The sequence below is a fragment of the Pleurocapsa minor HA4230-MV1 genome (assembly GCA_019359095.1).
Classification (GTDB): Bacteria; Cyanobacteriota; Cyanobacteriia; order Cyanobacteriales; family Xenococcaceae; genus Waterburya; species Waterburya minor.
Window position 1 is genome coordinate 49800 of sequence record JAHHHZ010000029.1, and the last position, 23889, is coordinate 73688.

Consider the following 23889-nt stretch of genomic DNA (forward strand, 5'->3'; position numbering starts at 1 on the left):
ATGATACCAATCAAGAGCGATCGCTATAAGAAAATACCTTTAGAAGAATCTAAAACTCAAACGCTGAAATTATTATGGATTGTTTTATGTCTGCGAAGCGGATTATTTTTAGCTGAGTTAATTACGGGATTTCGAGTACATAGTTTATCCCTAATCGCTTTATCTGGTCATCTTTTTGTCGATTTAATTGCGATCGCTATTGCTCTAGTTGCTGCTTGGTTAGTTGAAGATTCTACTCAAACTAAGTTACTACTAAAACCTCAGCAAATTGAAGCTGTAGCTGCCTGCGTTAATAGCTTTATTCTCTTAGCAGTGGCAGGATCGATTCTTTGGGGAATTACGCATAATTTCCAAGCTTCTGCCTCTGAAGCTGGTTTACCGATGTTGGCAATAGGAGCATTAGGACTGACCGTTAAAGTAATAAATGCCAGTTTACTTTACGAAGAAAGCCACCATAACTTGAACGTGCGGGGCGTATTTTTTCATGCGATCGCCGATGGTGTAAGTTCGTTTAGTTTGTTAATAGCAGCGTTAGCTATTTTTTATTTAAATTGTCTTTGGGCAGATACGGCAGCTAGTTTATTAGTAGTTGTTTTTATGCTGGTTAGTGCCTTTTCCCTACTTAAAGATAGTCTGCAAGCTCTCGAGTGAAGGGTTGTAGACTATCTTTAAAATTGAACTCATACCCTATCTTAGCTGTAAGTAGCTGCACAAAATTAATTTCACGGTTGAGGTAGGGGAAAGGGAAAAGGGAAAAGGAACATCAAATGTGTAATTATTTGTGTTTAGGTACTTACTGCATTTGGCTATTTAGCTGGCATTGGCGAATTGTTTGGCATTGGCATCTCATCCTCTCCAGAATTCATCATTTGTTCGTGATTCATCTCTGTATTAGAGTTATCGTCACACTGTTGCATTGACATTTGGTGTTCTTCTGAACTCATCTGTTCGTGATTCATCTCTACATTCGAGTTGTTGGAACATTCCTGCATGGGTTTTGATTTCCCATCAGAATTTATCATTTGTTCGTGGTTCATTTGGGATTCACCATTATTTTGGTTTGTTGATTCTGCTGAAGCTATTCCATTACCAATGCCTACAGCTACAGACGTTAACATCGCCATTGCTATTAGTTTTATCTTTGAATTAATATGCATATATTTAACCTGTGAAAAGCTAAGAAGTTTTTATACTTACCAATTATTGATAATAAAAATGAAATCAGCATGAAATTGGTTTTATTTGAGAGAATGGTTCTTGAAATTGGGCTAGTCGTTCTTTTTCATAAATTTACTGGACTCTCCAGCTGAATGGAGAGTTTACAATTGAAATCTAATACACGATTGCTTATCAGCTTAATTCATCATGTCAAAACTCTTATCTAAACTAAGTATCACTTCAATTGCCATTGCCTCTATGGTTGGAGGAGCAATTTATTTAACTTCGACTCAAGATAAAAGTGTCAGTAACAATAGTGCGATCGCTCAAGATACCAATACAGCTACTCTCACTAGCGTTTGGGACAAAGAAACCGAACCAGCTTATTCAGAAACGACAGAAATGACCGTGTATCGCAGTCCCTCTTGTGGCTGTTGTGGAGGATGGATCGAACACGCGAAACAGCATGGTTTTAAAGTTAAAGATATTAAAACTGAGGATATGGAAGCTTTAAAGCAAAAATACAAGCTTCCAACCGAAATAGCCTCCTGTCATACAACCATTATTGATGGGTATGTTATGGAAGGACATATTCCCGTCGATGACATTAAACGTTTTCTCACTCAAAAACCCGAATTAGCTGGTTTAGCCGTACCTGGAATGCCTATAGGAACACCAGGAATGGAATCACAAAATATCAAGCAACCATTTCAAGTCTTGGCGTTTAACGACAAGGGAGAAGTCGAAATATTTAAGGAATATCAATCTTACTAAGACAAAGTAGTTTAAATTAATCATGGTTAAAATTAACCGTCGCCAGTTTATTGCATTAGGTGCTGCTGGTGTAGGGACAGCTTTAGTAGGTAATTGGTTGCGTCAAGATATTTCTAGTCAACCTTTAGCCTCTTCATCTGTTAATGTATTCGGTGTTTATCAAAGTAGTGATGGATTATTAGAATTAGACTTAGAAGCGGGGTTTGAGTAGCAACTGATACTGCTGACGAACTTAACATAAGACCATTAGAGCGATCGCCAAATTGAAGAATTTTATGTCGCAAAATGACTTAAATTAAGCTTACAGGTAAAAATAAAAGTTCTGGGAGGTCATAGAGAGTATGGTTCTACATTCGCATGGCATAAAAACTATTCCGCCCCTGACCAAAGAAATAGCCCACAAAGCCTTCCCCAAAGGGAATCTTTACATGACCCTCAGAGATGAATTGGGGACATTTTATGACGATAATGACTTTGCCGAACTTTATTCATCTGAAGGTCAACCTGCACTGCATCCTGGGCGTTTAGCTTTGATCTGTGTCATGCAGTATATAGCTAATTTATCCGACAGAGAAGCAGTAGAAGCTGTCGCTGCTCGTATTGATTGGAAATATGCTTTGGGAATGGATTTAACAGAACCTGGCTTTGATTCTTCTGTGCTGACCTTATTTCGTTCTCGATTGCTTAATGGGGGCCTAGAAAAACTGATATTGGACAAACTCCTAGAACGTTGTCAGCAACTTCAACTGATAAAAGCTAAAGGAAAAGCTCGAACTGATTCGACTCATATCTTGGCTGCGATTCGTAATCTCAATCGTCTCGAATATGTTGGTGAAACATTACGTTGTGCTTTAAATGCTTTAACCATAGCCTATTCAGATTGGTTATCAAATTTAGTTACTCCTGACTGGTTCGACCGTTACAGCAAACCTGTTGAAGAATCTCGATTACCTAGAGGTACAGAAGCTCGTAATGAATATGCCCAAATAATCGGACGAGATGGCATGAAAATTTTAGAGGCTATTTACGATCAGCCAACTACACCTCAATGGCTAAGAGCAATTCCAGCCATTGAAACCTTGAGAATTGCCTGGGTACATCAATACTGGATTAATGAGAATGGTCAACTTAATTGGCGCAGTCACAAAGATTTACCACCAGCAGGAATCAGAAGTAATTCCCCTTACGATACGGAAGCTCGTTACGGTAACAAACGACATACCACTTGGCTGGGTTACAAGATACATCTGACAGAAACTTGTGACAAAAACCGCGTTCATCTGATTACTAATGTTAAGACTACAGAGGCTCATATAGCTGATGTAGACCAAACTGAATCGATTCATCAATCTTTGGCTGACAAAGAATTATTACCCACAAAACATCTAGTCGATGCGGGTTATGTTGATGGCACTTTATTGGTAGAGAGTCTACAAAACCACAAGATCGAACTCATCGGAGCAATTCGTGAAAACGTTAGTTGGCAATCTCAAAACCCCGAAGCTTATGATTTAAGTAAATTCAAAATCAACTGGAAAACCCAGCAGGTAACTTGTCCAGAAGGTAAAAAGAGTAATCGGAAATGGTCTCCTCGTCTTGATGCTTGGGGGAACAAAGTTTTTAATATTAAATTTCCCAAAGCTGCTTGTCTTAACTGTTCCCACCGTTCTTTGTGTACTAGCTCACTTACTGAACCAAGAAAACTGACGATACGTCCTAAAGAGGAGCATCTTGCTATAGTTAAAAGACGAAAACAACAACAAACAAAAACGTGGTTGAAACAATACAATCAACGTGCAGGAATTGAAGGCACAATTTCTCAAGGTGTTCGTGGTTTTGATTTACGTAAATGTCGTTATCTTGGTTTGAACAAGACTCATTTACAACATATACTGACAGCAACGGCAATGAATGTGATTCGCCTTTTTGCCTGGTTTGAAGGCGTACCTTTGGCTAAAACTCGTGTTTCTTCCTTTGCTCAATTAGCTCCTGATTAACTTCGATTATTTGTTACTTGCAGCGATCGCTCTACTGGTATTTGTTAAGTTAGTCAGCAGTATCAGTTGCTACTCAAACCCCTTGCACATTCCCATTACGGGTAATGCAGATAATGTTTTTCTTCATATCCAACCAGGAGAAAAACTAACTTACGAATTTCAGATACCATCAAATCATCCAGCAGGAATATTTTGGTATCATCCCCATTTGCATGGTTTAGTTGCCGAACAATTGTTTGGGGGTTTGGCAGGGTTGTTTATCGTGCGCGGTGAGTTAGACGAAATTCCCGAAATCAAAGCAGCCAAAGAAGAGTTTTTGGTACTGCAAGACTTTGCTGTAGATAATAATGGCAGACTAATCAATTCAGCCCATATGTCGCTGATGATGGGAAGAGAAGGAGACATAATTACAGCCAACGGACAAGTAAATCCTGGTCTTTCTTTGCCCGAACAAGGATTACTGCGCTTGCGGATTCTCAATGCGTCTACTTCCCGTTTTTATCGACTGGCTTTAGAAGATCATTCCTTTTATCAAATTGCTACTGACGGAGGTGCGTTAAACGAACCTATAGAAGTTAACGAATTGCTACTGACACCAGGACAACGAGCCGAAGTTTTGGTAAAAGGCGACAAAGAACCTAGACAATACCGCTTACTAAATTTACCTTACGATCGCGTTGGTATGGGAATGATGGGGGGTGGAATGATGGGCAGAAATAACCGCGATGAACCCATAGTTTTATCAACGATTAACTACGAAGCCCCAGGACAGTCTCTTTCAATTCCCACCCAGCTTGCTTCAATTACGGCATTGCCAGAACCTCAAACAGTAAGAAGCTTTGAACTCAATCATGGCATGAATCCCGCCGTGGGCATGGCTTTTCTAATCAATGGTGAAGCTTATAATCACGATCGCCTCGATACTCAAGTACAACTAGATACAGTAGAAGATTGGGAAATAACCAATACAGGAATGATGGATCATCCCTTCCACGTTCACAATAATGCTTTTCAGGTTATTAGTCGCAATGATCGACCAGAATCATTACTGGCTTGGCGAGATACGGTGCTAGTGCCTAGAGGTGAAACTGTTTGCATTCGCATCCCTTTCCGCGATTTTACAGGTAAAACTGTCTATCACTGTCACGTTTTAGATCACGAGGATTTGGGCATGATGGGTAGTTTGATGATTAATGTTTAGTAGTGCGATCGCGAATGTCAAAAATCAGCTAATTTTAGATGATAAAACCGTAACAGCCATCAGTCCCCAAATAACTCCAAAACGAACTTTAGTAGCACGGTGAATTTTAAATTCAGCAGATATCAATAACTTATGTAATTCCTCTTGTGTATAGCATTGTTGATGGGCGGGATCGAAAATTTGTAAGAGCCAGTCGCAGATTCTACATACTGGATAATCTTTATTCCAGTCGAGAATAATTACCTTGCCATTGGGTTTTAGCACTCTTTTCATTTCTGCTAATGCTACTTGAGGTCGATCAAAATAATGAAAAGCATTAGCTGATACCACCACATCAAAAGATTGACTAGAAAAGGGCAGTGAATGAACTGAAGCTTGATGAAATTTAACACTAGGATAAGCCCGATATTTTTCCCTGGCTATATTCAACATCTTCTCTGATATATCAATTCCTGTAATTTTCTGTGTCGGATTTTGATTGAGCAAAAGTCGTTCAAATTCACCTGTACCACAAGCAACATCTAGAATTGTAGACTGTGGTTCAATCTCCTCCCAATTATGCAGGAAGGTAAGTGTGTTGACGATGTAGTTGCGCCAGCGTAAATCGTAAATATCAGCAAGGCGATCGTATTGAGTTTTGACTTTAACTTCATTAATGTTCATAGTTTTGCGCTAGTTGTCGAACATTATGGATTGAGGTTTTCTAAAGCTGAAGGGATGAGCAAACTTTTTAAGGTAATAGTTTGAACCCTCTTTCCCTTCATTCCATTTCTAGGACAAGTTTTATCCCAGGAAGTTTGCTGGGGAGGGCAACAACAAGTTTCAGTCATGATGAATTATTCCTGACGCTCATAGCAACGACGATAACGACTATAGGAAAGAACAGTTAAGGCAAGCATGATCAACAAGGCTGGCAATAAAACGTAGTCAAGATAACCTACTAGCGCACTCAAATCAATTGCTCCTAAAAGAATAACTGGAATCGGAGTAAAGCAGCAAAGAGCCACCAGAATTGTGCCACTTATACTAACGATGAGAGCGGTTTTAGGGTTCATCATTTTTAGCTGAATCACTCAATAGATTCGATTAGCCCGCAGATTTTACCCTGACAGATTTCTTCAGTCGGGAGAGTAGACGCATTGGGTAATAATTTACTAATTTCCTCGTACCGACTGGCTAATTCTTGACGTAAAGACATCATTTCCTCAATTTGGCGGTTTAAATCGTCTAAGCGTTGCTTAACCATTGTTTTGAGGCTAGCACAAGGAGGTGTTCCTTGAGTTCTAATAGCAATTAGTTGTTTTATTTCATTTAGGGAAAGTCCAAATCTCTTGGCTTTTTGAATGAAGCGCAAGCGTTCTTCATTTTCTTGACCATAGATGCGATATTGTGATTCGGTGCGTCTGGGAGGTTCAAGTAATCCCAAGCGTTCATAATAACGGATGGTATGAGCCGATATCCCTACGAGATCGCTCAATTCGCCAATCAACCAGCCTTCTTTACCTGCCATTTTGCCTTAACCTTGACCAATACCAGCAGCTACAAGCATCTCGCGAAATACAGGCTGTTGAGAGGAACAGCACTCTGCTAGTTTGCCATTTACTACTACCGCAGGAACGCGATAAATTCCATATTGTGTCCTTTTTTCTTTTTCTGCTGCACTCTCTTGGTGCAGATCGTAGATTTTTACCTCGCAATTGGAACAGGTCAATTCTCGCACCAGCTTGACGGTTTCATCGCATAAAGGACAGCCAGCTATAAACACTTCTACTAATCGTTTTGTCATCTCTTTTTCCTCTTTAAATTGGAGTTCTAGATTTAGCTTAAACCTTAGAGTTAACTCTAAAGTCAAGAAGAAATTTGTCCAATCCAAGTTTTCTAAATAACAATGATGACTCAAATAACTTATATTTACTAGCTTCTGCTAAGATTATGAGAAGAATATGAAAAGTAGCAAAAATGACATTTGATGTTTCCAGGCGCTCGCTGTTGGGAATGGGATTGCTCGGAGGGGGAAATATCCTAGGCAAATTTTTACCCAGTAAGGCATTAGCTCAAAACCCCAAACAGCACGACAACCACTTTACTAGCAGCGCGGTTCACGGTGGCAGCACTACGGTAGGTGATGTGGACAATGACCGTAATGGTTTTAGTCCCCGCGACATTTTAACCGATTGGGACGGGGGAAAAGTCTCTCAATTACCTAACGGTCAGACTTGGCGAGAATATGATATTGCTGTTGAAGAACGAGAAATTGAAATCGCCCCTGGAGTGTTTTATCCCGCCTGGACGTATAACGGTCGAGTTCCTGGTTCTACCATTAGAGTAACCGAAGGCGATCGCGTTAAGATTAATTTCCGCAATAAAAGCCGACATCCCCACACCATTCACTTTCACGGTATTCATTCTGCCAGACAAGATGGCGTTCCTGGGACGCTAGAAGCCATGCCAGGAGAAGAAGTAGTGTACGAATTTGATGCTAAACCTTTTGGCTGTCATCTCTATCACTGTCATTCTGCCCCTTTTAAGCGACACCTACACAAAGGACTTTACGGCGCATTTATTATCGATCCTGACCCCAAACGCCATCCTGAAGCAGAGCAACAAGCGCGATCGCGATTGTTGGGCAGTTCTGAAAATAAACAGTGGCAAGAATTTTTAATGGTAATGAATGCTTTTGATACCAACTTTGATGAAGAAAACGAATTCTATGCCGTCAATACAATTCCCCACGAATTTATGAAACGCCCCCTCCGTATCGAACGAGATCGCCCCGTGCGAGTTTATTTAATTAACGTGACGGAGTTTGACCCAGTTAACTCTTTTCATCTTCACGGTAATTTCTTTGACTATTACGATAGTGGAACGACCCTAACGCCTACTCTTCGCACCATCGATACCGTGATGCAGTGTCAGGGACAGCGAGGTATTTTAGAATTTTCCTTTCAAGAACACGCACCAGGGCAGTATATGTTCCATGCCCATCAGTCAGAATTCCTCGAACTCGGTTGGATGAGTGCCTTCGAGGTGGTGACATGAAAAAAACTTGGTTATGGGCAATCTTACCCTTGGTGGCTCTAATAACTTCGATTGGTATCTTTATCTCTACTAATCCACTCAGTCCTTTGGGTGTTTCTGCTCCCCCATTAGAAAATCTGACTATAGAGCGAACTGTCTTAGGCGATCGCGGTATTTCCTTGTTAGTTAGGGCGGAAGGTTCAGAACCAATGCAGATTGCCCAAGTGCAGGTAGATGGGTCTTACTGGACGTTTACCCAAAAGCCCCCAGGAGCTATACCCAGACTATCAACCGCCTGGATCGATCTGCCCTATCCTTGGGTAGAAAACGAAACCCATCATCTTAACTTGATTACCAATACGGGAATTAGTTTTGAACATACTATCGATGTAGCTGTAGCTACGCCTCAATTCACCCTCAGCCGTCTTTGGGGTTTTACTTTACTCGGATTATACGTTGGGGTCGTACCTGTAGGGCTGGGAATGCTGTTTTATCCATCCCTCAAAACTTTAGGTGGGGAAGGAATGAAGTTTATTCTCGCTTTAACCTTGGGAATGCTGGCTTTTCTTTTGGTAGATACCCTGGAAGAGGGATTAGAACTAGCTAACAGTGCAGCTAATGCTTTTGCGGGCAGCATTTTAGTTTGGGCGATCGCAGCTATCTCTTTTTTGACAATTTTAACTATTGGTCGCAGTCGAGGTAAAGCTCCTGAAGGACAAAGCCTATCTACTTACCTATCTTTCAGTATCGGCATTCATAATTTAGGAGAAGGACTAGCAATCGGTACGGCTTTTGCTGTCGGAGAAGCTGCCCTCGGTTCGCTTTTGGTAGTTGGTTTTACTTTGCACAACTTAACAGAAGGAATTGGTATTGCTGCACCTTTGGTTAAATCTAAACCGACCTTCATTACTTTTTTAGGCTTGACTGCTTTAGCGGGACTACCTGCGGTATTAGGAACTTGGCTGGGCGTTTTTGCCTTTTCTCCTCACTGGGCGGCAATATTTATGGGCATTGGTGTAGGGGCAATTTTACAAGTAATTGTAGAAGTTGGTTCGTATTTGGCACGTACCGCTAGTAAAATTGGTGGTACTTGGTTATCTAAGATTAGTTTGGCAGGATTTAGTGCGGGATTGATAGTAATGTACGGTACGGCATTGCTTGTTAACTTCTAAAGCGTAAAAGAAGTCTGATGTCAGATTAATTCTGTGTTCTGTTACTAGAATGGTATTGAGAGGTAATTTTCTTGTTCTAAGTTACAGCAAGAACAATCCAGCTATGAAATCGATGAAGACATCAGGCATTATCTTGGGGAGGACACGTGGGGCGAATCGAATTCGCGAGACTGAGATGTCCGTGATGACATTAACTTTTGGAGGATTGTCGGTTTTTGTCAGACCAGCTTTAGCCATTTCTCCTACTCAGTAGCAATCGGCAATTTTTGCCGTTCGCATGAATGCTGAAAACTTGTTCGCTCGCGGTACAGAGAAAATTGCTCGCGGTGATTACCAAGGGGCAATTGCTGACTTCGAGCGCGTTATCGCACTCAATCCGAATTACATTGAAGCTTATTGTAATCGAGGAATGGCGTACTTTGGCTTAGGAAATTTAGTCTGACCAGGAATGATTAATGTATTTAAAAATCAATGTCAATCTTGGAAGCTGGATTGTTCTCCTGAGAATTGAGAACATGAGTATAGACGGCAGTAGTTTTAGGATCGCTGTGTCCTAAAAAATCCTGAACTTCCCGTAAAGAAGAACCACTTTGAAGACTCAAAGTACCTGCTGTGTGACGCAGGCTATGAGGAGAAAGATTTCTTTCTCCTAAAGGACTAGCTTCGCGTCGTAAATCGGTATGTTTCAAGCCACATTTTTCTAGATAGCCATCAACAACAAAACCAATTCCTCTCCTGGATAGTCTTTGACCATAACGACGATTCGATAAGGAAATAAATAAGGGAGAAGTTGGAGTTAACTTTTCTTTGGCCTTCATGCGAGCTTGACGATACTGAGCTATTTCCGATCCCAAGTCAGGGCGTAAAATAACGGTTCGGATACTGTTTTTGCCATCTAGCTTGAAATAATACTGACCGCCCGATTCGCTAATATCTCCCAAATTAGCCCGATACATTTCGATGCTACGACAGCCCTGGAGTGCCATACAACCCAAGAGAATGCGATCGCGTAATACTTGTACTTTGGTGATATCCTTCCCACGAATCTTATAGATAGGTAAAATACTGTCTATTAACTGTTGTAGCTCCTCTAGAGCTAAATAATTAATTGTGCTACCAACCTCCCGCTTTTCCCTTGGTGCTTTCACTCCCACAACCGGATTTTCCTTGACCAATTTATCTGCCAAACAAGCAGTATAAAAATGCTTGATAGCAAGTAAAGATAAACGAATCGTGGTCGATGTTTTCGACTCATCAACTAAGTGTTTGCGATATTCAATAATATTTTTCTGGGTAATTAGCGCAGGATAAAGTTCTTGCTCTTTACACCAGTCAAGAAACTGAGCGGTGCGACTCTTATAGGTTTTAATCGTATCCACACTGGCATTGCCATCAGCAATAGTTAGGTTAAGATATTGCTCAAAACAGTCTCTCATTGCTCTGACCGTAGGCAAAGTTGAGACAGTACCCACAGAACTAGCTCTCTTGTCAAATCTGAGATCGTCTTTTGAGCGTCGAATTGCCATAGGTTGAGGTGAAACACTTGTCTAAAATATTACAGCAAAACGGGTTCTTCGATAATGGAGCGGAGGCAATACATCATTATGATGATAAACACTAATCATAATGATGTATAATTGAAGTAATAAATAAATAAGCTCAAAATGAACATTGCATTACTGCTAGAAGATTCAGATCTGAGTCCCACGCTGCTCGAAGATCGTGGTGCCTATATTCAGGCTGTTCGCCAAGGAGTTCCTGGAAAAATTGTCGAGCAAGCAGTTAAAGCTTTAGGAGAGCGAGACTTGTTTGTCCGTTTGTTGAGTACTAGTTCGGGCAACTTAAATCGTTTATACCATGCCAAACTACTGACAAAAGTTCAAAGTGAGGGAGTTTTAGATACCCTGAAGGTATTTAATGAAGCTATCAATGTTTTTGGCAATGAGGATATAGCAAAAGAATGGTTACACGCTAGTATTCCCGCAATTGGTGGAGAATTACCGATCGATCTATGCGACACTTTTGAAGGGAGAAGATTAGTTAGAGAATCTTTAGGCGCGATCGAGTATGGTGAGTTTACGTAAGTGAAGCTGTTTAGAATTACCCGAAGCAAATATTTAGAAAACTTTACTGGTAAAGGAGGTTCTTTTCTTAATGGAGCGCGATGGAACACCTCGGGAATACCAGTACTTTATTTCGCTTCAACTCCTAGTGTAGCTCTTTTGGAAATGGCAAATTATCTACCAAATCCCAGACTCATCCCAAGTGATTATAGATTAGGAATTTACGATTTACCCGATACCGTATCGAGTCAAACCCTAACGGTTGAAAATTTGCCTCAAGATTGGAGTTGCTATCCCTATCCATTAAGTACTCAAAAAATAGGTAGCCAATGGCTAAATGAAGGTAATAGTTTAATTTTGCTTGTACCCAGCGTAGCTGTACCTGCTGGTCTAGAAACTATTGCGGTAATAAATCCCAGACATTTAGAAATAAATCAGCTAAAATTATCGTCTGTCGAATCAGCTTTATATAACGATCGCGCTTTCAAAGGATCGACTGAATAAAGTTTACTACGTAGAATACCTGTTATTTGCACTAAAAGTTGTAAAATCGATCGAGAATTAATTGATTTTAAGGATAAAACGGATTGTATGTCTTATCACCACAAGAATTATCATTAAGGGATAAATTAGAGCAACAGGTACTCACTGGGTTTGTGTTACGTGGTCAGGCTTTAAGGACTATTAAACGGTTAAAACTGTATCGCGATAACTATGATAGTTTTGCCGAATATTGTGATGCTGTTTTCGGCTTTACCATGCTTTATATAGAACGATGTATGAGTGCTGCAGAAACTTATTATCAAATAGTTGAGTATTTAAAGACCCAAGGTCTAAATGAGCCTTATCCCAATAAACAAAAGCAGTTAAGACCAATTTTCCAAGCTCATTTAAGTCCAATTGAAGCTGGTGAAGTTTGGGTGATGGCAGTGGGGATTGCCTTGGGTCAAGTGCCTTCCTATTCAATGGTAAAAACAGCAGTCAAAACTTACCTACATCAAAAATATCCGACTATTAATCCTTTTGCTGAGGGTCAAATATGTCGCATAACTTCGGGAGTGTCAGGGAAGCTCAATTGTTGGTGTGTAATATCAGAAGTTAGAAAAGATAAATGTATAGTGGATACTTGGGACAGTCAATATGTAGTTTCAGTAGACGACTTATCACCCATGAAGTTTACCCGTGACCAAGAGGAACAAATGCTCTTATTGGGGGAAAGAATGACTGCTCTATCAGAAGTAGGGGAATTGGATGAAGCAGCAAAATGGGTCTTAAAGGGACTAGAAAAACTAAATCGTTCCCAACTTAATTCAATTGAGGAGAAGTTACTACAGGTACTAGAAGATTTCTATATATTCCACGATGTAGAATAACTACTAAATGAAGATTTAATTTATAAACTTCTACAAAGTAAATCGCTATTAGTGCTGTTTATTCTTTCTTAATATTTGACTATCGATTAAAAGAGAAACTATTTTTTCATACACATTGAAGTGACACAAATTTACCGATACTAGGATCGAACTGAATATAACAATTGCCTGTTGACCCATTTCTGTTTTTCCCGACAATAATTTCCATAATGCCTGATTCTGTTGTGTCTGGGTTGTAATATTCATCCCGATAAAGCATTAGCCCCAAGTCCATGTCTTGCTCGATATCACCACTATCTTTAATATCGGACATCAAAGGACGTTTATTAGCCATAGACTCAACACCTCGGTTAATTTGAGCCAAGGCAACAAAGGGAACATCAAACTCCTTGGCAATATCTTTAAATGCACCAGAAAACTTACCTACTGTCTGCGCTCTATTACGGCACGCTCTGTCTCCAAGCTTTTGAATATAATCCAGTACTACCAAACCCAATTTGCCATTCTCGGAACGGATTCTACGAAGGACAGAACGAACTCTGGAGGGTGTTAGTTGAATGGCAGGAGTATCATCAATAATGATTGGTAATTCTGCTAGTTTAGTTAATCCACTGACCAAAACATCATATTCATCCTCGTAAATCTCGTTGTGCATCAGTCGGTAAGAATTAATACCAGAGTGCATCGAGAGAAATCGCTTAGTCAACTGTTCCTTGGACATTTCAGCCGAGAAGAAAACTACAGGTTTCTGTTGCTCGGTGGCAATCTGATTAGCTAGATGGCAAGCTAGCCAAGTTTTACCCATGCTCGCTCTGGCAGCAATAACGATTAAATCCTGTTTGATTAATCCACCAATAAGAGCGTCTAAATCTTTTAGTCCCGTGGGATAGGCAGGAGATGAACCCTGCTCTATTTTCTCAAATACAGAGGCTAGACAATCACCGATCGGTAGAGGCTTGAATTTGTCTTGTTTGTTGGTAGTGAGATTAAATATTTTTTCTTCTGAAGTATTAAAGACTGTTTTTATTTCAATGGCATTGTCGTATGCTAAGTCTTGGAGATCGTTAGCTACTACTATCAGTTGACGGCGTTGGTATTTTTCTAGAATTAAAGCAATGTAGCGGTCGATATTGGTAGCAGAAATAGTTTGGTTAAGTAGTTTGGCTAGTTTAGCTGTGCCTCCTGCTTTGGTTAATGATTTGTGGTCTTTTAACCAAGTAGACACGCTTAGAAGATCTGTTAGTTTATCTTGCCCATGTAGTTCTAATGCTGCCTTGTAAATCTGTTGGTGAGCAGCAACGTAAAATGCTTCAATGGGAAGAGTAGAAGCAGTAATGCTAATTGCACTACTGTCGAATAGAATACTGCCTATTATAGCTTCTTCAGCTTCTATGTTGGTCGGGGAAAGATTATTACTGCTCATCTTTGTTGTTCAACAAATTACTTAATTGCTTGAGTTTGTTGGCAGATATTAGTTTTTTATTCGGTTCATCTGGCGTAGAGATAACTCTTGTTTGAGCTTTCTTGGCTTTTGGTTTACTTTCCGTATTAGGTTCTGCCTCAGTACGAATCATTGACAGCAAACAAGCTTCTTGACTCTTAACCTCGTGGCTATCTCGATATTGTTTAAATGCCTCTATAGAAGAAATTACTCGTTCGGGTTCGCGATTATTTATTTCTTGCTTGAGCTTTTTTCCTACCTTAATTCCCATGTCGAGAATTGATTCAATGATTAACTCTATGGGTTCAAATGTTTCAGGTGGATTGGTCGGAACAGTCTTTTTAACTGAAGTTTGAATGGGTACAACTTTACTTGATGGACTAGGACTAATTAATTCTCTTAACTGGGTTCTTAACCTCTGGCATTCATCTCGTAGTTCGTATATCTCTGTCACATGACCTCTTAGTTTCTCATTTTGACGCTTGAGGTCTTTAATAGTTACTGACAAATCGCAAATTTTTTGTTTAGAGACTTCGTGTAAGGTTTTGAGACTGCGCGGCTGATGTTTGGTATTCTCTTCAATGGAATTTATCGTAGTTTGTTTTTGGTGCTGAAGTTCGTGAATATAAGCTTTAATCTCATCCCACTTATAAAGATAGGAAATTGAGCAACCAGCTACTGTCGCTATATTTCTGAAGGTTAGAGGCTTCTTTTGTTGTCTTATTTCAGCAATGGCTTTGAGTACCTGCTCTTTTTTCTGTTCCTTTCTTTTAGCTTGTGTACGGCGAAGAACCTCAGCCTGTTTTTCCCGACTGTGCTTTTTATCCATTACCTAACTTCCTCAACTCTGGTAGCCATTTATCCATTGCTTCGACGGTGCTGCAAGCTTCTTCAGAGGCTAGTTCTGCACCTACTTTTCGGGCTTCAGTCAATCTTTGCTGTTCCCCTTTATACTGGCGTTCGTAAAGGGATAATTTAGCCGTACTCGGTCGAAAACTGGAACAGCCGTAGCACTTGGGGTAAAGATTAACTGGGCAGGGTGTTTTGGGGTCTTTAGTACAATGTCCGTAAACTACCAAACGAGGTGGTATATCAAGATCTAGTTCGTAGGCTTTAGGGTTTTTGAGTAAACCTTCGGGTAGAGATTGCCAAGGTAGAAATTTGTTGTCGAGATTAAGTAGAAGTTCTTGAAATGGTAAATCTACTTCAGCTATTTGCTCTCTAGTTGGTGGTGTGTAGTGCTGGAATGTTGTGTTCGGACTTTTGTGACCAGCATAGAGTCTGGCTGCTTCTATGCCAAATTTGGTACGAACCTCTTGTAGTTTACTGGGACGGGTTATTTTGCCGATAAAGTCAGGTTTTTGTCTGTTGGCATCTTTTATGTTCTCTTTTTCTATTATCATCCGAATGATACGAACCATTGGGTTGGTGTCGATATTAACTGGAGGAGGTTTGGGCAGAGGTTTTATATTCTTAAAAGCTGGATAGGATTTGTCTTTAATCGAACGAAAATGACAAAACAAATATGAATAGTCTTCACCTAAAACTTCTCGAATCCACTGCTGTTGTTGTTCTATTACCTGTCTAATTTCTCGACTAGCAGGAAGAGAAAGCCATCTTTTAGTTTTGTTGGTCAAGAATTTAATGTACCACTTACCATTTTCTGAAACCAGACAATCAAAACCTAGTTTGCATACCTCCCCTGGTCTAGCAGCAGTGTAAACTTGAACGAGGTAATGACAAGCGATAGGTGCGGGTATTTTATCTAAATGCTGTTTAATAACCTTACGGCTCACTTCATCTAGCCAATCAGGATCGTTTTTGCTTTCTTTTAGGAAGTCGCGACCGCGAATTAGATATTTTGCTTCTAAATCTAACCAGTCAAAGAAATCTCTGAGGTTAGATAGTTTTAGATTGATAGTACTATTGGCGTTGCTTAAAGAGCTATCTAAAAATAGATTTACTACATTTCTATCTATTTGGTCTTGGTTTTTAAGACCTATATTAGTAATTATTTTACCGAATTGCCTGAATGTTACTGCTCTGCTTACAAGAGAACTTTCATTATTAAATTTCTTTGACTTAATTAAATAGTAGAAGTACTTTTTCAACTCTTCTCGATACCAAATCGGCTTAATAGTCTGAAAGTTAAGTATTTTTGTAGAGGGTTTCTGATAAAAATGTCTTAACTCCCAAACATCATTATCAAAACAAAAAGTAGATAATGTTTCTTCTGTCTGGCTACCAAGCCAGCTATGAGGAAAGGTCGATTTGGAATTAAAAGTAATACCACAGAAATGGCATTTACAATATTTGCTGTATTTGGTGTATACCCATCCTTTTTGCCCGTTATGTCCTATACCAGTACATAGAGGATTGGGACATTCTATTTTAGGGCGGTAACGTGCAATAGGAGCGGGAACGCAGTTGGTAAGAGAAATTTCTTTTTGACAAACTTTACAGAATAAAACTAGCTTACAAACTGAATCTTGATTCCTGTGGTAGTTGTTTAGCTTATGTTCTTCATTTTTATTCTTTTTGCATTTAGGGCAATTATATTCCCCAAAGTATTCTCGATTCCAATTAACCTTTAATATTCCAGATTGGGTTTGGTGTTGAGAAATGGGATTGTGTTTTCTACCCACCCCAGGTATCTGACAAGTTAGGGCGACAGATTTTTGGCATAAGTTACATCCCAATCTAAGTTGGCAAAGACTACTTTTACTCCTGAATGACCAAGTAAGTTTACTCTTAATATTCTTTTGCTCGCATTCAGGGCAATTATATTCTCCTCTGTATTCGCAATGCCAATTAACCTTTAGTATTCCAGATTCAGTTTGATGCTGAGAAATAGATGGATGTTTGCGGTTAGACATGATTTTCTGGTTGTAATTGTTCTAGCTGTTCTAAGCCGAATTGTCTGTCTTGCAATAACTTTAGTAAGCGATTAATTTCTGTGACTCTTTGCTCTTGTTCTGCGGTTTGCGCTTGTGTTAAGTCTTTTTGTAAACGTTCGACATCAGCTTCTAGTTTTGGCTTATCTTCTAAAGTGACTCGATGATGGTCACAACTCAGACAGGCATAGCGGTACTGGCAATCTCCTAACATCGTCGGGCGATGACATTCGCCAAGTGGTGTGGCTACATTGAGTAATTCTGCTAGTCTCTCGTATCTGCGCTTTCTTGGTTTAAAGCTAGTCACGCGACCGTACTTATCGACATAGCCTTTGGCGTTAGCTTCTTTTTCTAACCTTTCAATTGAACGTTGACGATAGTGAGGCAGCATATCTAACGAGCCATGACCTAGTACCGCAGCAATATATTCATCTTCAGCTTCTAAGTTTGCCATAATACTAGCTTTGGTATGGCGAAATTTATGACTCGTTAGTTTAAATCTTCGCCCTTGTTTATCTGTTAAATTTGCTTTTTCACTAAATTTTTCCAGCCAACGCCAGATTGAATCATAAGTAAGGACAGTTGAAAAGTAGACTGGCTCTACATCAAATCTGTCCGTTCCTGCTCTTAGAATTTCCTTAACATCCATCGCAGAAACAGAAAGTCGGCAAAACAATTTGTTGAATTCAGACAGTTCGCCGAGTTGTTGATCCAAAAACTTTTGCTGTTCAATCACTAATTCAGCTATGCTGCGATGAACTCGATAAAATCGCCAATATTTGCGCTTTTGTACCCATCTTTTTAAAAACCATTGTGAGCCTTCTTTTTTGAGGCATTGACGAGGCAGACTCAGCATTTCTACAATCCGACAACCCAGAGCTAGTTGTAATCTAAATAGCCGTTCTAACGGCGGTGGGAAAAGGTGAAAATTCTCGTATATTTGATGCAGTACTTCTTCGGGAATTGCCTTAATTGATGGTGTTTCTTCTTGGTATCTACGATGGGTGTAAGGTAGTCTCAACCAACCTTCTTCTGCCCATAACTTTGAGACATAGCTAATAGCCGCTCGTCTGTTTTTTTGGCATCCAGTAATAATAAATTTTTCAATCAGCCAACCGTTTATCAATTCTGGTTGAATGTAGCCGAATTCTAATAAAAAGCTATCGAACTGTTTTAAGGAACATACTCTTAATCTAACCGTAGTTAAACTGTGTTTTTTTCTAATGGTAGATAAGATTGTTAGTTTGGTTAGCAACTTCAGCCAAGATAAGGAAAAGTCTTCAAAGTGGAGATTTTTAGCTCCTCTCATCTTTAATTCGTCTTGGCTATAACCTAATTCTTCAAGTGACCAAACATCTTTATCTAGCAAAGGGCGATAAATCCATTCTTGACCCAACTCAGACTTGGCAATTCTTGATTGTAAAGCTTCAATCGGTAACATCGATTATTCCTCGTTCTCGTTTTTTACTCCGAGTAAATAAGCATCCAAACTCATCTCATCCAGTACGTGAGAATAGATATCTTTTGTCGTAGCGATAGACTTGTGACCCAATAGCTGCTGTACGTACTCATCCAGATAGCCAGCTTGGAGCATTCGGGTAGCAAATGTGTGACGGAATAGGTGAGGAAGGGCTTCGATCCCCGTTCTCTTACTTAGTTGATGAAATAGCTGATTTAACCTGGCACTGGTCATGGGTTTGCCAGCATACTTTTATATCCAAATTGACAAATAGCATTCCGTGAGCGAGTTTTTCTGCTTCTGGGGGATACTCTTCTAGTAAATAGGCAGCAAAAGTGGATTGTACCTCTTGGCGGTTATGTAGAATCGGAATTTCTCGCTCTCTACCTTTGGCAGTAGCACCATTGGGATTGTTATCGCGTCGAACAATCTGAATTCTGCCTCTACTATCAAGCTCTTGTACGTCAACTAAATAAAGTCCTAGAAGTTCGCCTCTTCTGATACCTGTTTCTCTTAACAGCATCACTATTAATCTGTCTCGATATGTATAACAAGCGTTAGCTAGCTGGGCTACTTGTTCGTCTGTTAAGCAACCAGGAAAGACCTTTGGTTCTTTGAGTTTAATTTGTTTTCTTCTTTCGGGACTGCTTTTGACAATACCCCTTAAAAAACCACCTCGTTTTCCCCAGCCATGAGCCAGAGACGTGAATTTCTTTTCGTCAATTCTAGCTTCTACAGTGTGAAATTCGTACAGTCCTTGAATGGCTGTAACTGCTTGATTGACCGTGCGCGGACTGCGTTTAGATACTACTTCTCTTACAGATTCAGAGATAACTTCAACTTCGCCACCAAGGAGATACCAGTTAACAAAATCAGCTAGCTCGTTTAAGCCAACATCTTGCCAGTTAAGGGATTTGTCTTCTAGCCAGTGCCAAAAATCTACTAGCCGATGAATGTACGTGGAAACTGTATTAGCTGCTAGCTGTCGTCTTCTACAGTAGTTGATGTAGCGTTGAATCGGCTCTACTGGTAAGCAAGTTCGGCAATCGAATACACAACTGTATCTTTCTCCTGTTTGAGGGTCAATTGCCTTCTGTATTACAATCATTTCTACTTCATGTAACTGAAAGTAGAATCACTATACTATGTCATTCAGTACGGTTGTTGTTGTTTTTTCCTTATTAAAGAATAGGTTTCTTTTGTTGTTATAAGAAGATGAATACCTAGACTATTAAAAGTCGGTTGCTTCCGATTCGTAAAAGCTTACATTCCTGAAATTAGTGAGACAAAAAAAGCACTACTCGATTAAATCGTCGATCGCTACTTTCGGGATCGCAAGTCGTAATTTTTTATTAAAATTGTGCCTACCCAGCTAATCTTGGTTTTAAAAAGTTGTGCTTTAATCTCAATTGTATCAATAACCTTTGTCTTCAAAAACTTTAATTATCTTCGCCGTGACCATCAATAGGTCGATCATTGAGTGGAGGACTTTTAGGTTGGGTAATACGAGTAGCAACTGCCCTTAAAAGTTCGCTTATATCGATGTCAGAAGTAGAATGTATCTGAATAACTACATCAGAAGTAGTCACGTTAGAGCCACCCATTACTACCATTAGTCCCGATTGTCCTAACAACTTTTGCATCAGTTCGGCTTTCTCTTTTGCCGATAACTGAGAGATCAGCGAATCTATTTCATCTGCATTGTTCACTTGTAAAAATTCCTTTACGTTCGTGGAAGAGGTATCCATTGTTGCAGCATTAATATTACCTGTCATCTGTAGTTACACCTATAAGTTTCACAAACTATCAGCTAGGCATTCGCCAGCAAAAATAAGCCTTAGCTTTGAATCACTAAGGGAAACAGATTATTTGCCTTCTTTCACCCGTTGTTCATACTCTCACTTTTAGGTATGCTAGGCAACATATTTTGTCGCTCGAGCTTAAGAAGCGTTTAAAACGTTTACTAAAGAGCGATTATTTGTTTTGTTTTTTGGTGACTTGGGCTTATCCAAAGTATCGGCGATCGCTACTAGCAATTGAGAGATTTCAGCAGGCTTCATTGTTTCGAGCTGACTGAGATTCATGGCTGAAGAACCCAATCGAACTGATTTTGGGTCTAGATCGGCTAAAAAGAAAGAAAACACCTGTTTGGCTCTTGGATCGATGTAAGTAGCGGCATCGATCAGATCGTTAATAGCTCTACTCGTTAAGTCACTACCTTTGCCTTCAAGGAATAACCCATTTCTAAATTGAGAAATGCGAGAACTGGACACACCTGAAGCTTCCGCTAACTCTTTAGCAGACATTCGACAATACTTGATGGTTTCATCCAGGGCTTGATGGAGTAGCATTAACTTTTATTACAGTTTACTTAATTAATGGTAAAAGATTAATTTACGAGTGGTAAATTGTAGATGGTTCGATAAGCGAGTAATTAATTATATTTTCCTTATCATAACATTTGCTTCCTCGACAAATCCATAACACTTGGTTTAGCTTAACAGTGCAAAATAGAATGTCAAAAAAAATAGACCCGAATTGCAGCAACAAATCGGGTGAGTAGATGAAACCCCTTAAATCAGAGATTGTCATCAAATCAATCATTTACAATTAATTACCTAAATTATGACACAGAATAATTTTTACGCTACCAATACATCAAAACTTTGTGTTCTTAAAGAGACTAATTTTTGGCTAAAACTAGATGGGTTTAACGTGCCGAGGCTAGTGAAGACAATTGGAAAGATATCTTCTACTAAGACCACTAACCTTTATTAAATTTAAAAAATATTGAGAGAAGTCTCTTCAGATTAGACTCACCGAAGAGAACATCTACACTCAACTTCACCCTTAATGTTTATACCTGGCAGTATAAACAGGAGTGAAAAACGTATGTTGCCATACGCAGATTACAAATATCTGGTTGGACACCTGGATAGTTTTGTATCTTTATGTGTAAATGATCCTAGCAGTTATAAGGCTAATCTGACAAGGGGCTTTCTCTCAAAAGAGAGATTATGCCAACTGTAAAACCACCAAAAAACAATCGCCATCATTCCAGGCTGTTACCAGTCTCGCCTATTGTTACCAAACTTTTAAAATTCTTCAGTCATCACTGGGATTTCATTCTCAAAAGAGAAGGAGAAAGCTGGTACACCGAGAATAGATATATCTTAAATCCCCGAAATTTTGAGAACTACTGGCAAGATCCCAAAATAAGCTTGGGCTTGCGTTTCGGCGGACAAACCAAATTTGGCTGTCTGGATTTGGATAAAAACAGTAACAATAATCCTTTAGTTAACCCCAAGCGTTATCGTAGGCTGCTCAAAGTTCTAAATAAAATCGGCATCAAGCGAACTATCTTAATTCGCTCTAGCGGTAATAAAGGGGTACACTTATTTTTCTTCTTGCCCCTAGGGATAAATAGCTTTAATCTTGCCTGTGCGTTGTTTAAAGTTTTAAGCGAACACTGTTTTGAAATAAAGGCTGGGCAACTAGAAATATTTCCCAACACTAAAAGATATAAGAAAAAAGGCGACGGGTTTTCGCTGTTTAATGGCTTGCGAGTACCTATGCAGCCAGGATCGGGAGCAACTCTACTAGATCCTAAAACCTTTGAACCACTTCCAGGAGGGGCAGAGGAATTTGTCGAGCTGATGAATAGCTCTTGCGCTCGCCAAGATTTTAAGCTATTAAAAGAATGCTGCAATACGGCTCGCGATTGGTACTGTAATTTTGCCCTTAATAAACAAGGTCGCGCTCAATGGCAAAAAGATATCGAGTACAGCTTGAGGTTTGGATTTACTGGCTCTGGACAAACTAACGATATCCTCAAGAATTTGGCTAACTTAGGTAGAGTATTCTACGGCTCTGATACTATTCCAAATTTGGCTAAATTTATTCGCGAGCGGGTTGTAGACCTACCAGGGTATCAAGACCACTGCGGTCATCAAGATGAAATTGAAAAACGCGCTTTTGAGTGGGCAACTTCAGCGATTAACTATTGGAGTATCTGGGCAAGTTGTCCCCAAAGAAAGCAAAACTTTACCGAACTATGGGTAGAGCAAGAGCAACTGTCGGGGGTTGAGCCAAAAGTAAAAGCTGCGCATAGAGGCAGATGGGGATGGGTTAACCAAAAGCGCAGCGATGAAACCATGTCTAGATTAAAAACTATTTTGACCGATTATCCCCTAGATATCATGCATAAAAGAGTGCTTAAACGCATGAATTTTATCAATGAAAAGTGCCAAGTGATGTTTGGCACTAAGTTTAGTCGCAACACCCTTAATAAGCCAGAATATCGCGACCTCTGGCATCCCAAATATACTCAAGAGGCGATAGCTCAAAAAGAGCCAGGTTTTAGCTTTAAATTAGCAATGGGTTGCTTGAGTGCGATCGCTCAAAAAATATTCGTTACAATTGAGCTACTTATAAGTTCTAGAAGGCGTAATACAGAAAAAAGACAGCCTCAAAAAGAGACTAGACAGTTTATTCAAAAAGCGATCGCACCGCAAGTTTGTAGTACGCTTCAAAACGAATCTAGTAAAATCCCTGTAATTCAGGCTACGCAAAAGTTTCCTCAAAGCGATCGCACATTTATGAAGTGTTGTGTAGGGCTTACTCCATATTTAGTGTACCGAGTATTTATACTCAACCTGAAGTTAATCGAGCAAGAGATAAAACAAAAGCTAGGAAACTTGTTTATTAGTGAAACTAAAACTTCAGAGACGAAGTTCAAAGAAATTCGTAAAGCAAAGAGAAAGAATAGTTATTTTTATCATGGAATAGAGCTTAGTTCTCGTTCGGCGTTTAATTGTCGCAGTGATGAGCTAATAAATCTTAAACCAGGGGCGAGGGTGAAAATTCTAGCCAATTATCATTCATCGTCTTTGAGGGATGATAATTGGCAAATCATGGTTTACGTCAAGCAAGTAGATATTGAAACAGAAGAAAAATATTTAGTTGCTCTAGACAGTCTAATTTGCGCATCAAGTACCGATTCTTACGTTAAAGCAGTGCTTCCTCAAATTAAAGGTTTAGTTGGTGCTTTAGGTTTAACCAAGAAAGATTACTTGCAATATATCGAACAGCTCTATGGCGTAAAAAGAACTAGACAACTATGCGCTACACAAATATTTGAAGTAGTTACCCATTTTCAAAATCTGTTCTACAGTGTGTTTAACAAATCGGTAACAGTTTAAAACCGATCTTCATTATTCGTTTCTAAATCTAAATATGAGTACTAAAGAATGTGATTTAGATAAAGCATGACGTACCTGCTGGATAAAAATGTTTGGGGTTTGGGCTAGATATCTTAATGGGCGATCGCTCCCAATTAG

The 23889-nt window shown here is 39.5% G+C and carries 25 protein-coding genes and 3 pseudogenes; 13 read left to right on the forward strand and 15 right to left on the reverse strand.

Annotation, left to right across the window (positions count from 1 at the left end):
- Window positions 1-651, forward strand: coding sequence for a cation diffusion facilitator family transporter (locus KME09_20820; protein MBW4536383.1), 651 nt, complete (start codon window positions 1-3; stop codon window positions 649-651).
- A gap of 155 nt (window positions 652-806) precedes the next feature.
- Here the strand turns inward: KME09_20820 and KME09_20825 are convergent, their stop codons facing one another.
- A complete protein-coding gene (locus tag KME09_20825; GenBank protein MBW4536384.1) occupies window positions 807-1157 on the reverse strand; it encodes a hypothetical protein in 351 nt (116 codons plus the stop codon).
- A gap of 208 nt (window positions 1158-1365) precedes the next feature.
- Between KME09_20825 and KME09_20830 the strand changes: the two genes are divergently transcribed.
- From KME09_20830 to KME09_20845, 4 genes and pseudogenes are all read left to right on the forward strand, one after another.
- The gene (locus KME09_20830; GenBank protein MBW4536385.1) at window positions 1366-1932 is read left to right on the forward strand and encodes a DUF411 domain-containing protein; all 567 of its coding nucleotides are present in this window, start codon (window positions 1366-1368) and stop codon (window positions 1930-1932) included.
- A 22-nt stretch (window positions 1933-1954) separates the two neighbouring features.
- A pseudogene (locus KME09_20835) lies at window positions 1955-2131 on the forward strand (twin-arginine translocation signal domain-containing protein).
- A 142-nt stretch (window positions 2132-2273) separates the two neighbouring features.
- Window positions 2274-3929, forward strand: coding sequence for an IS1182 family transposase (locus KME09_20840; protein MBW4536386.1), 1656 nt, complete (start codon window positions 2274-2276; stop codon window positions 3927-3929).
- Between the two features lie 82 nt (window positions 3930-4011).
- A pseudogene (locus KME09_20845) lies at window positions 4012-5130 on the forward strand (multicopper oxidase family protein).
- A gap of 24 nt (window positions 5131-5154) precedes the next feature.
- Here the strand turns inward: KME09_20845 and KME09_20850 are convergent.
- From KME09_20850 to KME09_20870, 5 genes and pseudogenes are all read right to left on the reverse strand, one after another.
- Complete coding sequence (locus KME09_20850) at window positions 5155-5793, reverse strand: class I SAM-dependent methyltransferase (protein MBW4536387.1); 639 nt, start codon at window positions 5791-5793, stop codon at window positions 5155-5157.
- 26 nt (window positions 5794-5819) lie between these two features.
- Window positions 5820-5960 (reverse strand): annotated as a pseudogene (locus KME09_20855) ((2Fe-2S)-binding protein).
- Between the two features lie 6 nt (window positions 5961-5966).
- Window positions 5967-6185, reverse strand: a complete 219-nt coding sequence (merF, locus tag KME09_20860) for a mercury resistance system transport protein MerF (protein ID MBW4536388.1) — start codon at window positions 6183-6185, stop codon at window positions 5967-5969.
- Between the two features lie 14 nt (window positions 6186-6199).
- The gene (locus tag KME09_20865; GenBank protein MBW4536389.1) at window positions 6200-6640 is read right to left on the reverse strand and encodes a heavy metal-responsive transcriptional regulator; all 441 of its coding nucleotides are present in this window, start codon (window positions 6638-6640) and stop codon (window positions 6200-6202) included.
- A gap of 6 nt (window positions 6641-6646) precedes the next feature.
- Window positions 6647-6916, reverse strand: a complete 270-nt coding sequence (locus KME09_20870; protein MBW4536390.1) for a thioredoxin family protein — start codon at window positions 6914-6916, stop codon at window positions 6647-6649.
- 173 nt (window positions 6917-7089) lie between these two features.
- On the opposite strand from KME09_20870, the gene KME09_20875 reads away from it, so the two are divergent.
- From KME09_20875 to KME09_20890, 4 genes are all read left to right on the forward strand, one after another.
- Window positions 7090-8169, forward strand: coding sequence for a multicopper oxidase domain-containing protein (locus KME09_20875; GenBank protein ID MBW4536391.1), 1080 nt, complete (start codon window positions 7090-7092; stop codon window positions 8167-8169).
- Window positions 8166-9320, forward strand: a complete 1155-nt coding sequence (locus tag KME09_20880) for a metal transporter (GenBank protein ID MBW4536392.1) — start codon at window positions 8166-8168, stop codon at window positions 9318-9320. The genes KME09_20875 and KME09_20880 overlap by 4 nt, the downstream gene beginning before the upstream one ends.
- A gap of 103 nt (window positions 9321-9423) precedes the next feature.
- Window positions 9424-9573, forward strand: coding sequence for a hypothetical protein (locus KME09_20885; GenBank protein MBW4536393.1), 150 nt, complete (start codon window positions 9424-9426; stop codon window positions 9571-9573).
- 24 nt (window positions 9574-9597) lie between these two features.
- Window positions 9598-9762, forward strand: a complete 165-nt coding sequence (locus KME09_20890; protein MBW4536394.1) for a tetratricopeptide repeat protein — start codon at window positions 9598-9600, stop codon at window positions 9760-9762.
- Between the two features lie 19 nt (window positions 9763-9781).
- On the opposite strand, the gene KME09_20895 is transcribed toward KME09_20890, so the two are convergent.
- Window positions 9782-10846 carry a site-specific integrase gene (locus KME09_20895; GenBank protein ID MBW4536395.1) on the reverse strand — a complete coding sequence of 355 codons (1065 nt, stop codon included), beginning with the start codon at window positions 10844-10846 and terminating at the stop codon, window positions 9782-9784.
- Between the two features lie 138 nt (window positions 10847-10984).
- Here KME09_20895 and KME09_20900 point away from each other — a divergent pair, with 138 nt between their 5' ends.
- The 3 genes from KME09_20900 to KME09_20910 all read left to right on the forward strand — a co-directional run bounded on the left by KME09_20900 (window position 10985) and on the right by KME09_20910 (window position 12756).
- Window positions 10985-11404, forward strand: coding sequence for an MbcA/ParS/Xre antitoxin family protein (locus tag KME09_20900; GenBank protein ID MBW4536396.1), 420 nt, complete (start codon window positions 10985-10987; stop codon window positions 11402-11404).
- The gene (locus KME09_20905; protein ID MBW4536397.1) at window positions 11405-11887 is read left to right on the forward strand and encodes an RES family NAD+ phosphorylase; all 483 of its coding nucleotides are present in this window, start codon (window positions 11405-11407) and stop codon (window positions 11885-11887) included.
- A gap of 83 nt (window positions 11888-11970) precedes the next feature.
- Window positions 11971-12756, forward strand: a complete 786-nt coding sequence (locus KME09_20910) for a hypothetical protein (protein MBW4536398.1) — start codon at window positions 11971-11973, stop codon at window positions 12754-12756.
- A 106-nt stretch (window positions 12757-12862) separates the two neighbouring features.
- Here the strand turns inward: KME09_20910 and dnaB are convergent, their stop codons facing one another.
- From dnaB to KME09_20950, 8 genes are all read right to left on the reverse strand, one after another.
- Window positions 12863-14179 carry a replicative DNA helicase gene (gene dnaB, locus KME09_20915; GenBank protein MBW4536399.1) on the reverse strand — a complete coding sequence of 439 codons (1317 nt, stop codon included), beginning with the start codon at window positions 14177-14179 and terminating at the stop codon, window positions 12863-12865.
- Entirely contained in the window at window positions 14169-15026 is an 858-nt protein-coding gene (locus tag KME09_20920; GenBank protein MBW4536400.1) for a hypothetical protein, read from the reverse strand. The genes dnaB and KME09_20920 overlap by 11 nt, the downstream gene beginning before the upstream one ends.
- Window positions 15019-17073 (reverse strand): site-specific integrase, encoded by a 2055-nt coding sequence (locus KME09_20925; protein ID MBW4536401.1) that lies wholly within the window; start codon window positions 17071-17073, stop codon window positions 15019-15021. The genes KME09_20920 and KME09_20925 overlap by 8 nt, the downstream gene beginning before the upstream one ends.
- Complete coding sequence (locus KME09_20930; protein ID MBW4536402.1) at window positions 17066-18532, reverse strand: tyrosine-type recombinase/integrase; 1467 nt, start codon at window positions 18530-18532, stop codon at window positions 17066-17068. Before KME09_20930 ends, KME09_20925 begins: the two co-directional genes overlap by 8 nt.
- Window positions 18533-18535: 3 nt before the next feature.
- Window positions 18536-18784, reverse strand: a complete 249-nt coding sequence (locus KME09_20935; protein ID MBW4536403.1) for a tyrosine-type recombinase/integrase — start codon at window positions 18782-18784, stop codon at window positions 18536-18538.
- On the reverse strand, window positions 18741-19658 hold the full coding sequence (locus tag KME09_20940) for a site-specific integrase (GenBank protein MBW4536404.1): 918 nt from the start codon (window positions 19656-19658) through the stop codon (window positions 18741-18743). The genes KME09_20935 and KME09_20940 overlap by 44 nt, the downstream gene beginning before the upstream one ends.
- Window positions 19659-19989: 331 nt before the next feature.
- Window positions 19990-20259 carry a hypothetical protein gene (locus KME09_20945; protein MBW4536405.1) on the reverse strand — a complete coding sequence of 90 codons (270 nt, stop codon included), beginning with the start codon at window positions 20257-20259 and terminating at the stop codon, window positions 19990-19992.
- A gap of 231 nt (window positions 20260-20490) precedes the next feature.
- On the reverse strand, window positions 20491-20901 hold the full coding sequence (locus KME09_20950; GenBank protein ID MBW4536406.1) for a helix-turn-helix domain-containing protein: 411 nt from the start codon (window positions 20899-20901) through the stop codon (window positions 20491-20493).
- Window positions 20902-21567: 666 nt separating this feature from the next.
- Here KME09_20950 and KME09_20955 point away from each other — a divergent pair.
- The gene (locus tag KME09_20955) at window positions 21568-23751 is read left to right on the forward strand and encodes a hypothetical protein (GenBank protein ID MBW4536407.1); all 2184 of its coding nucleotides are present in this window, start codon (window positions 21568-21570) and stop codon (window positions 23749-23751) included.
- Window positions 23752-23889 lie beyond the last annotated feature (138 nt).

Coding starts and splice junctions, on each gene's coding strand:
- KME09_20935 (MBW4536403.1), bottom strand. CDS start 18,784: ATGACCAGTGCCAGGTTAAATCAGCTATTTCATCAACTAAGTAAGAGA.
- KME09_20840 (MBW4536386.1), top strand. CDS start 2,274: ATGGTTCTACATTCGCATGGCATAAAAACTATTCCGCCCCTGACCAAA.
- KME09_20830 (MBW4536385.1), top strand. CDS start 1,366: ATGTCAAAACTCTTATCTAAACTAAGTATCACTTCAATTGCCATTGCC.
- dnaB (MBW4536399.1), bottom strand. CDS start 14,179: ATGAGCAGTAATAATCTTTCCCCGACCAACATAGAAGCTGAAGAAGCT.
- KME09_20895 (MBW4536395.1), bottom strand. CDS start 10,846: ATGGCAATTCGACGCTCAAAAGACGATCTCAGATTTGACAAGAGAGCT.
- KME09_20870 (MBW4536390.1), bottom strand. CDS start 6,916: ATGACAAAACGATTAGTAGAAGTGTTTATAGCTGGCTGTCCTTTATGC.
- KME09_20825 (MBW4536384.1), bottom strand. CDS start 1,157: ATGCATATTAATTCAAAGATAAAACTAATAGCAATGGCGATGTTAACG.
- KME09_20950 (MBW4536406.1), bottom strand. CDS start 20,901: ATGCTACTCCATCAAGCCCTGGATGAAACCATCAAGTATTGTCGAATG.
- KME09_20820 (MBW4536383.1), top strand. CDS start 1: ATGATACCAATCAAGAGCGATCGCTATAAGAAAATACCTTTAGAAGAA.
- KME09_20925 (MBW4536401.1), bottom strand. CDS start 17,073: ATGTCTAACCGCAAACATCCATCTATTTCTCAGCATCAAACTGAATCT.
- KME09_20900 (MBW4536396.1), top strand. CDS start 10,985: ATGAACATTGCATTACTGCTAGAAGATTCAGATCTGAGTCCCACGCTG.
- KME09_20955 (MBW4536407.1), top strand. CDS start 21,568: ATGCCAACTGTAAAACCACCAAAAAACAATCGCCATCATTCCAGGCTG.
- KME09_20890 (MBW4536394.1), top strand. CDS start 9,598: ATGAATGCTGAAAACTTGTTCGCTCGCGGTACAGAGAAAATTGCTCGC.
- KME09_20880 (MBW4536392.1), top strand. CDS start 8,166: ATGAAAAAAACTTGGTTATGGGCAATCTTACCCTTGGTGGCTCTAATA.
- KME09_20875 (MBW4536391.1), top strand. CDS start 7,090: ATGACATTTGATGTTTCCAGGCGCTCGCTGTTGGGAATGGGATTGCTC.
- KME09_20885 (MBW4536393.1), top strand. CDS start 9,424: ATGAAATCGATGAAGACATCAGGCATTATCTTGGGGAGGACACGTGGG.
- KME09_20930 (MBW4536402.1), bottom strand. CDS start 18,532: ATGTTACCGATTGAAGCTTTACAATCAAGAATTGCCAAGTCTGAGTTG.
- KME09_20920 (MBW4536400.1), bottom strand. CDS start 15,026: ATGGATAAAAAGCACAGTCGGGAAAAACAGGCTGAGGTTCTTCGCCGT.
- merF (MBW4536388.1), bottom strand. CDS start 6,185: ATGAACCCTAAAACCGCTCTCATCGTTAGTATAAGTGGCACAATTCTG.
- KME09_20865 (MBW4536389.1), bottom strand. CDS start 6,640: ATGGCAGGTAAAGAAGGCTGGTTGATTGGCGAATTGAGCGATCTCGTA.
- KME09_20850 (MBW4536387.1), bottom strand. CDS start 5,793: ATGAACATTAATGAAGTTAAAGTCAAAACTCAATACGATCGCCTTGCT.
- KME09_20940 (MBW4536404.1), bottom strand. CDS start 19,658: ATGATTGTAATACAGAAGGCAATTGACCCTCAAACAGGAGAAAGATAC.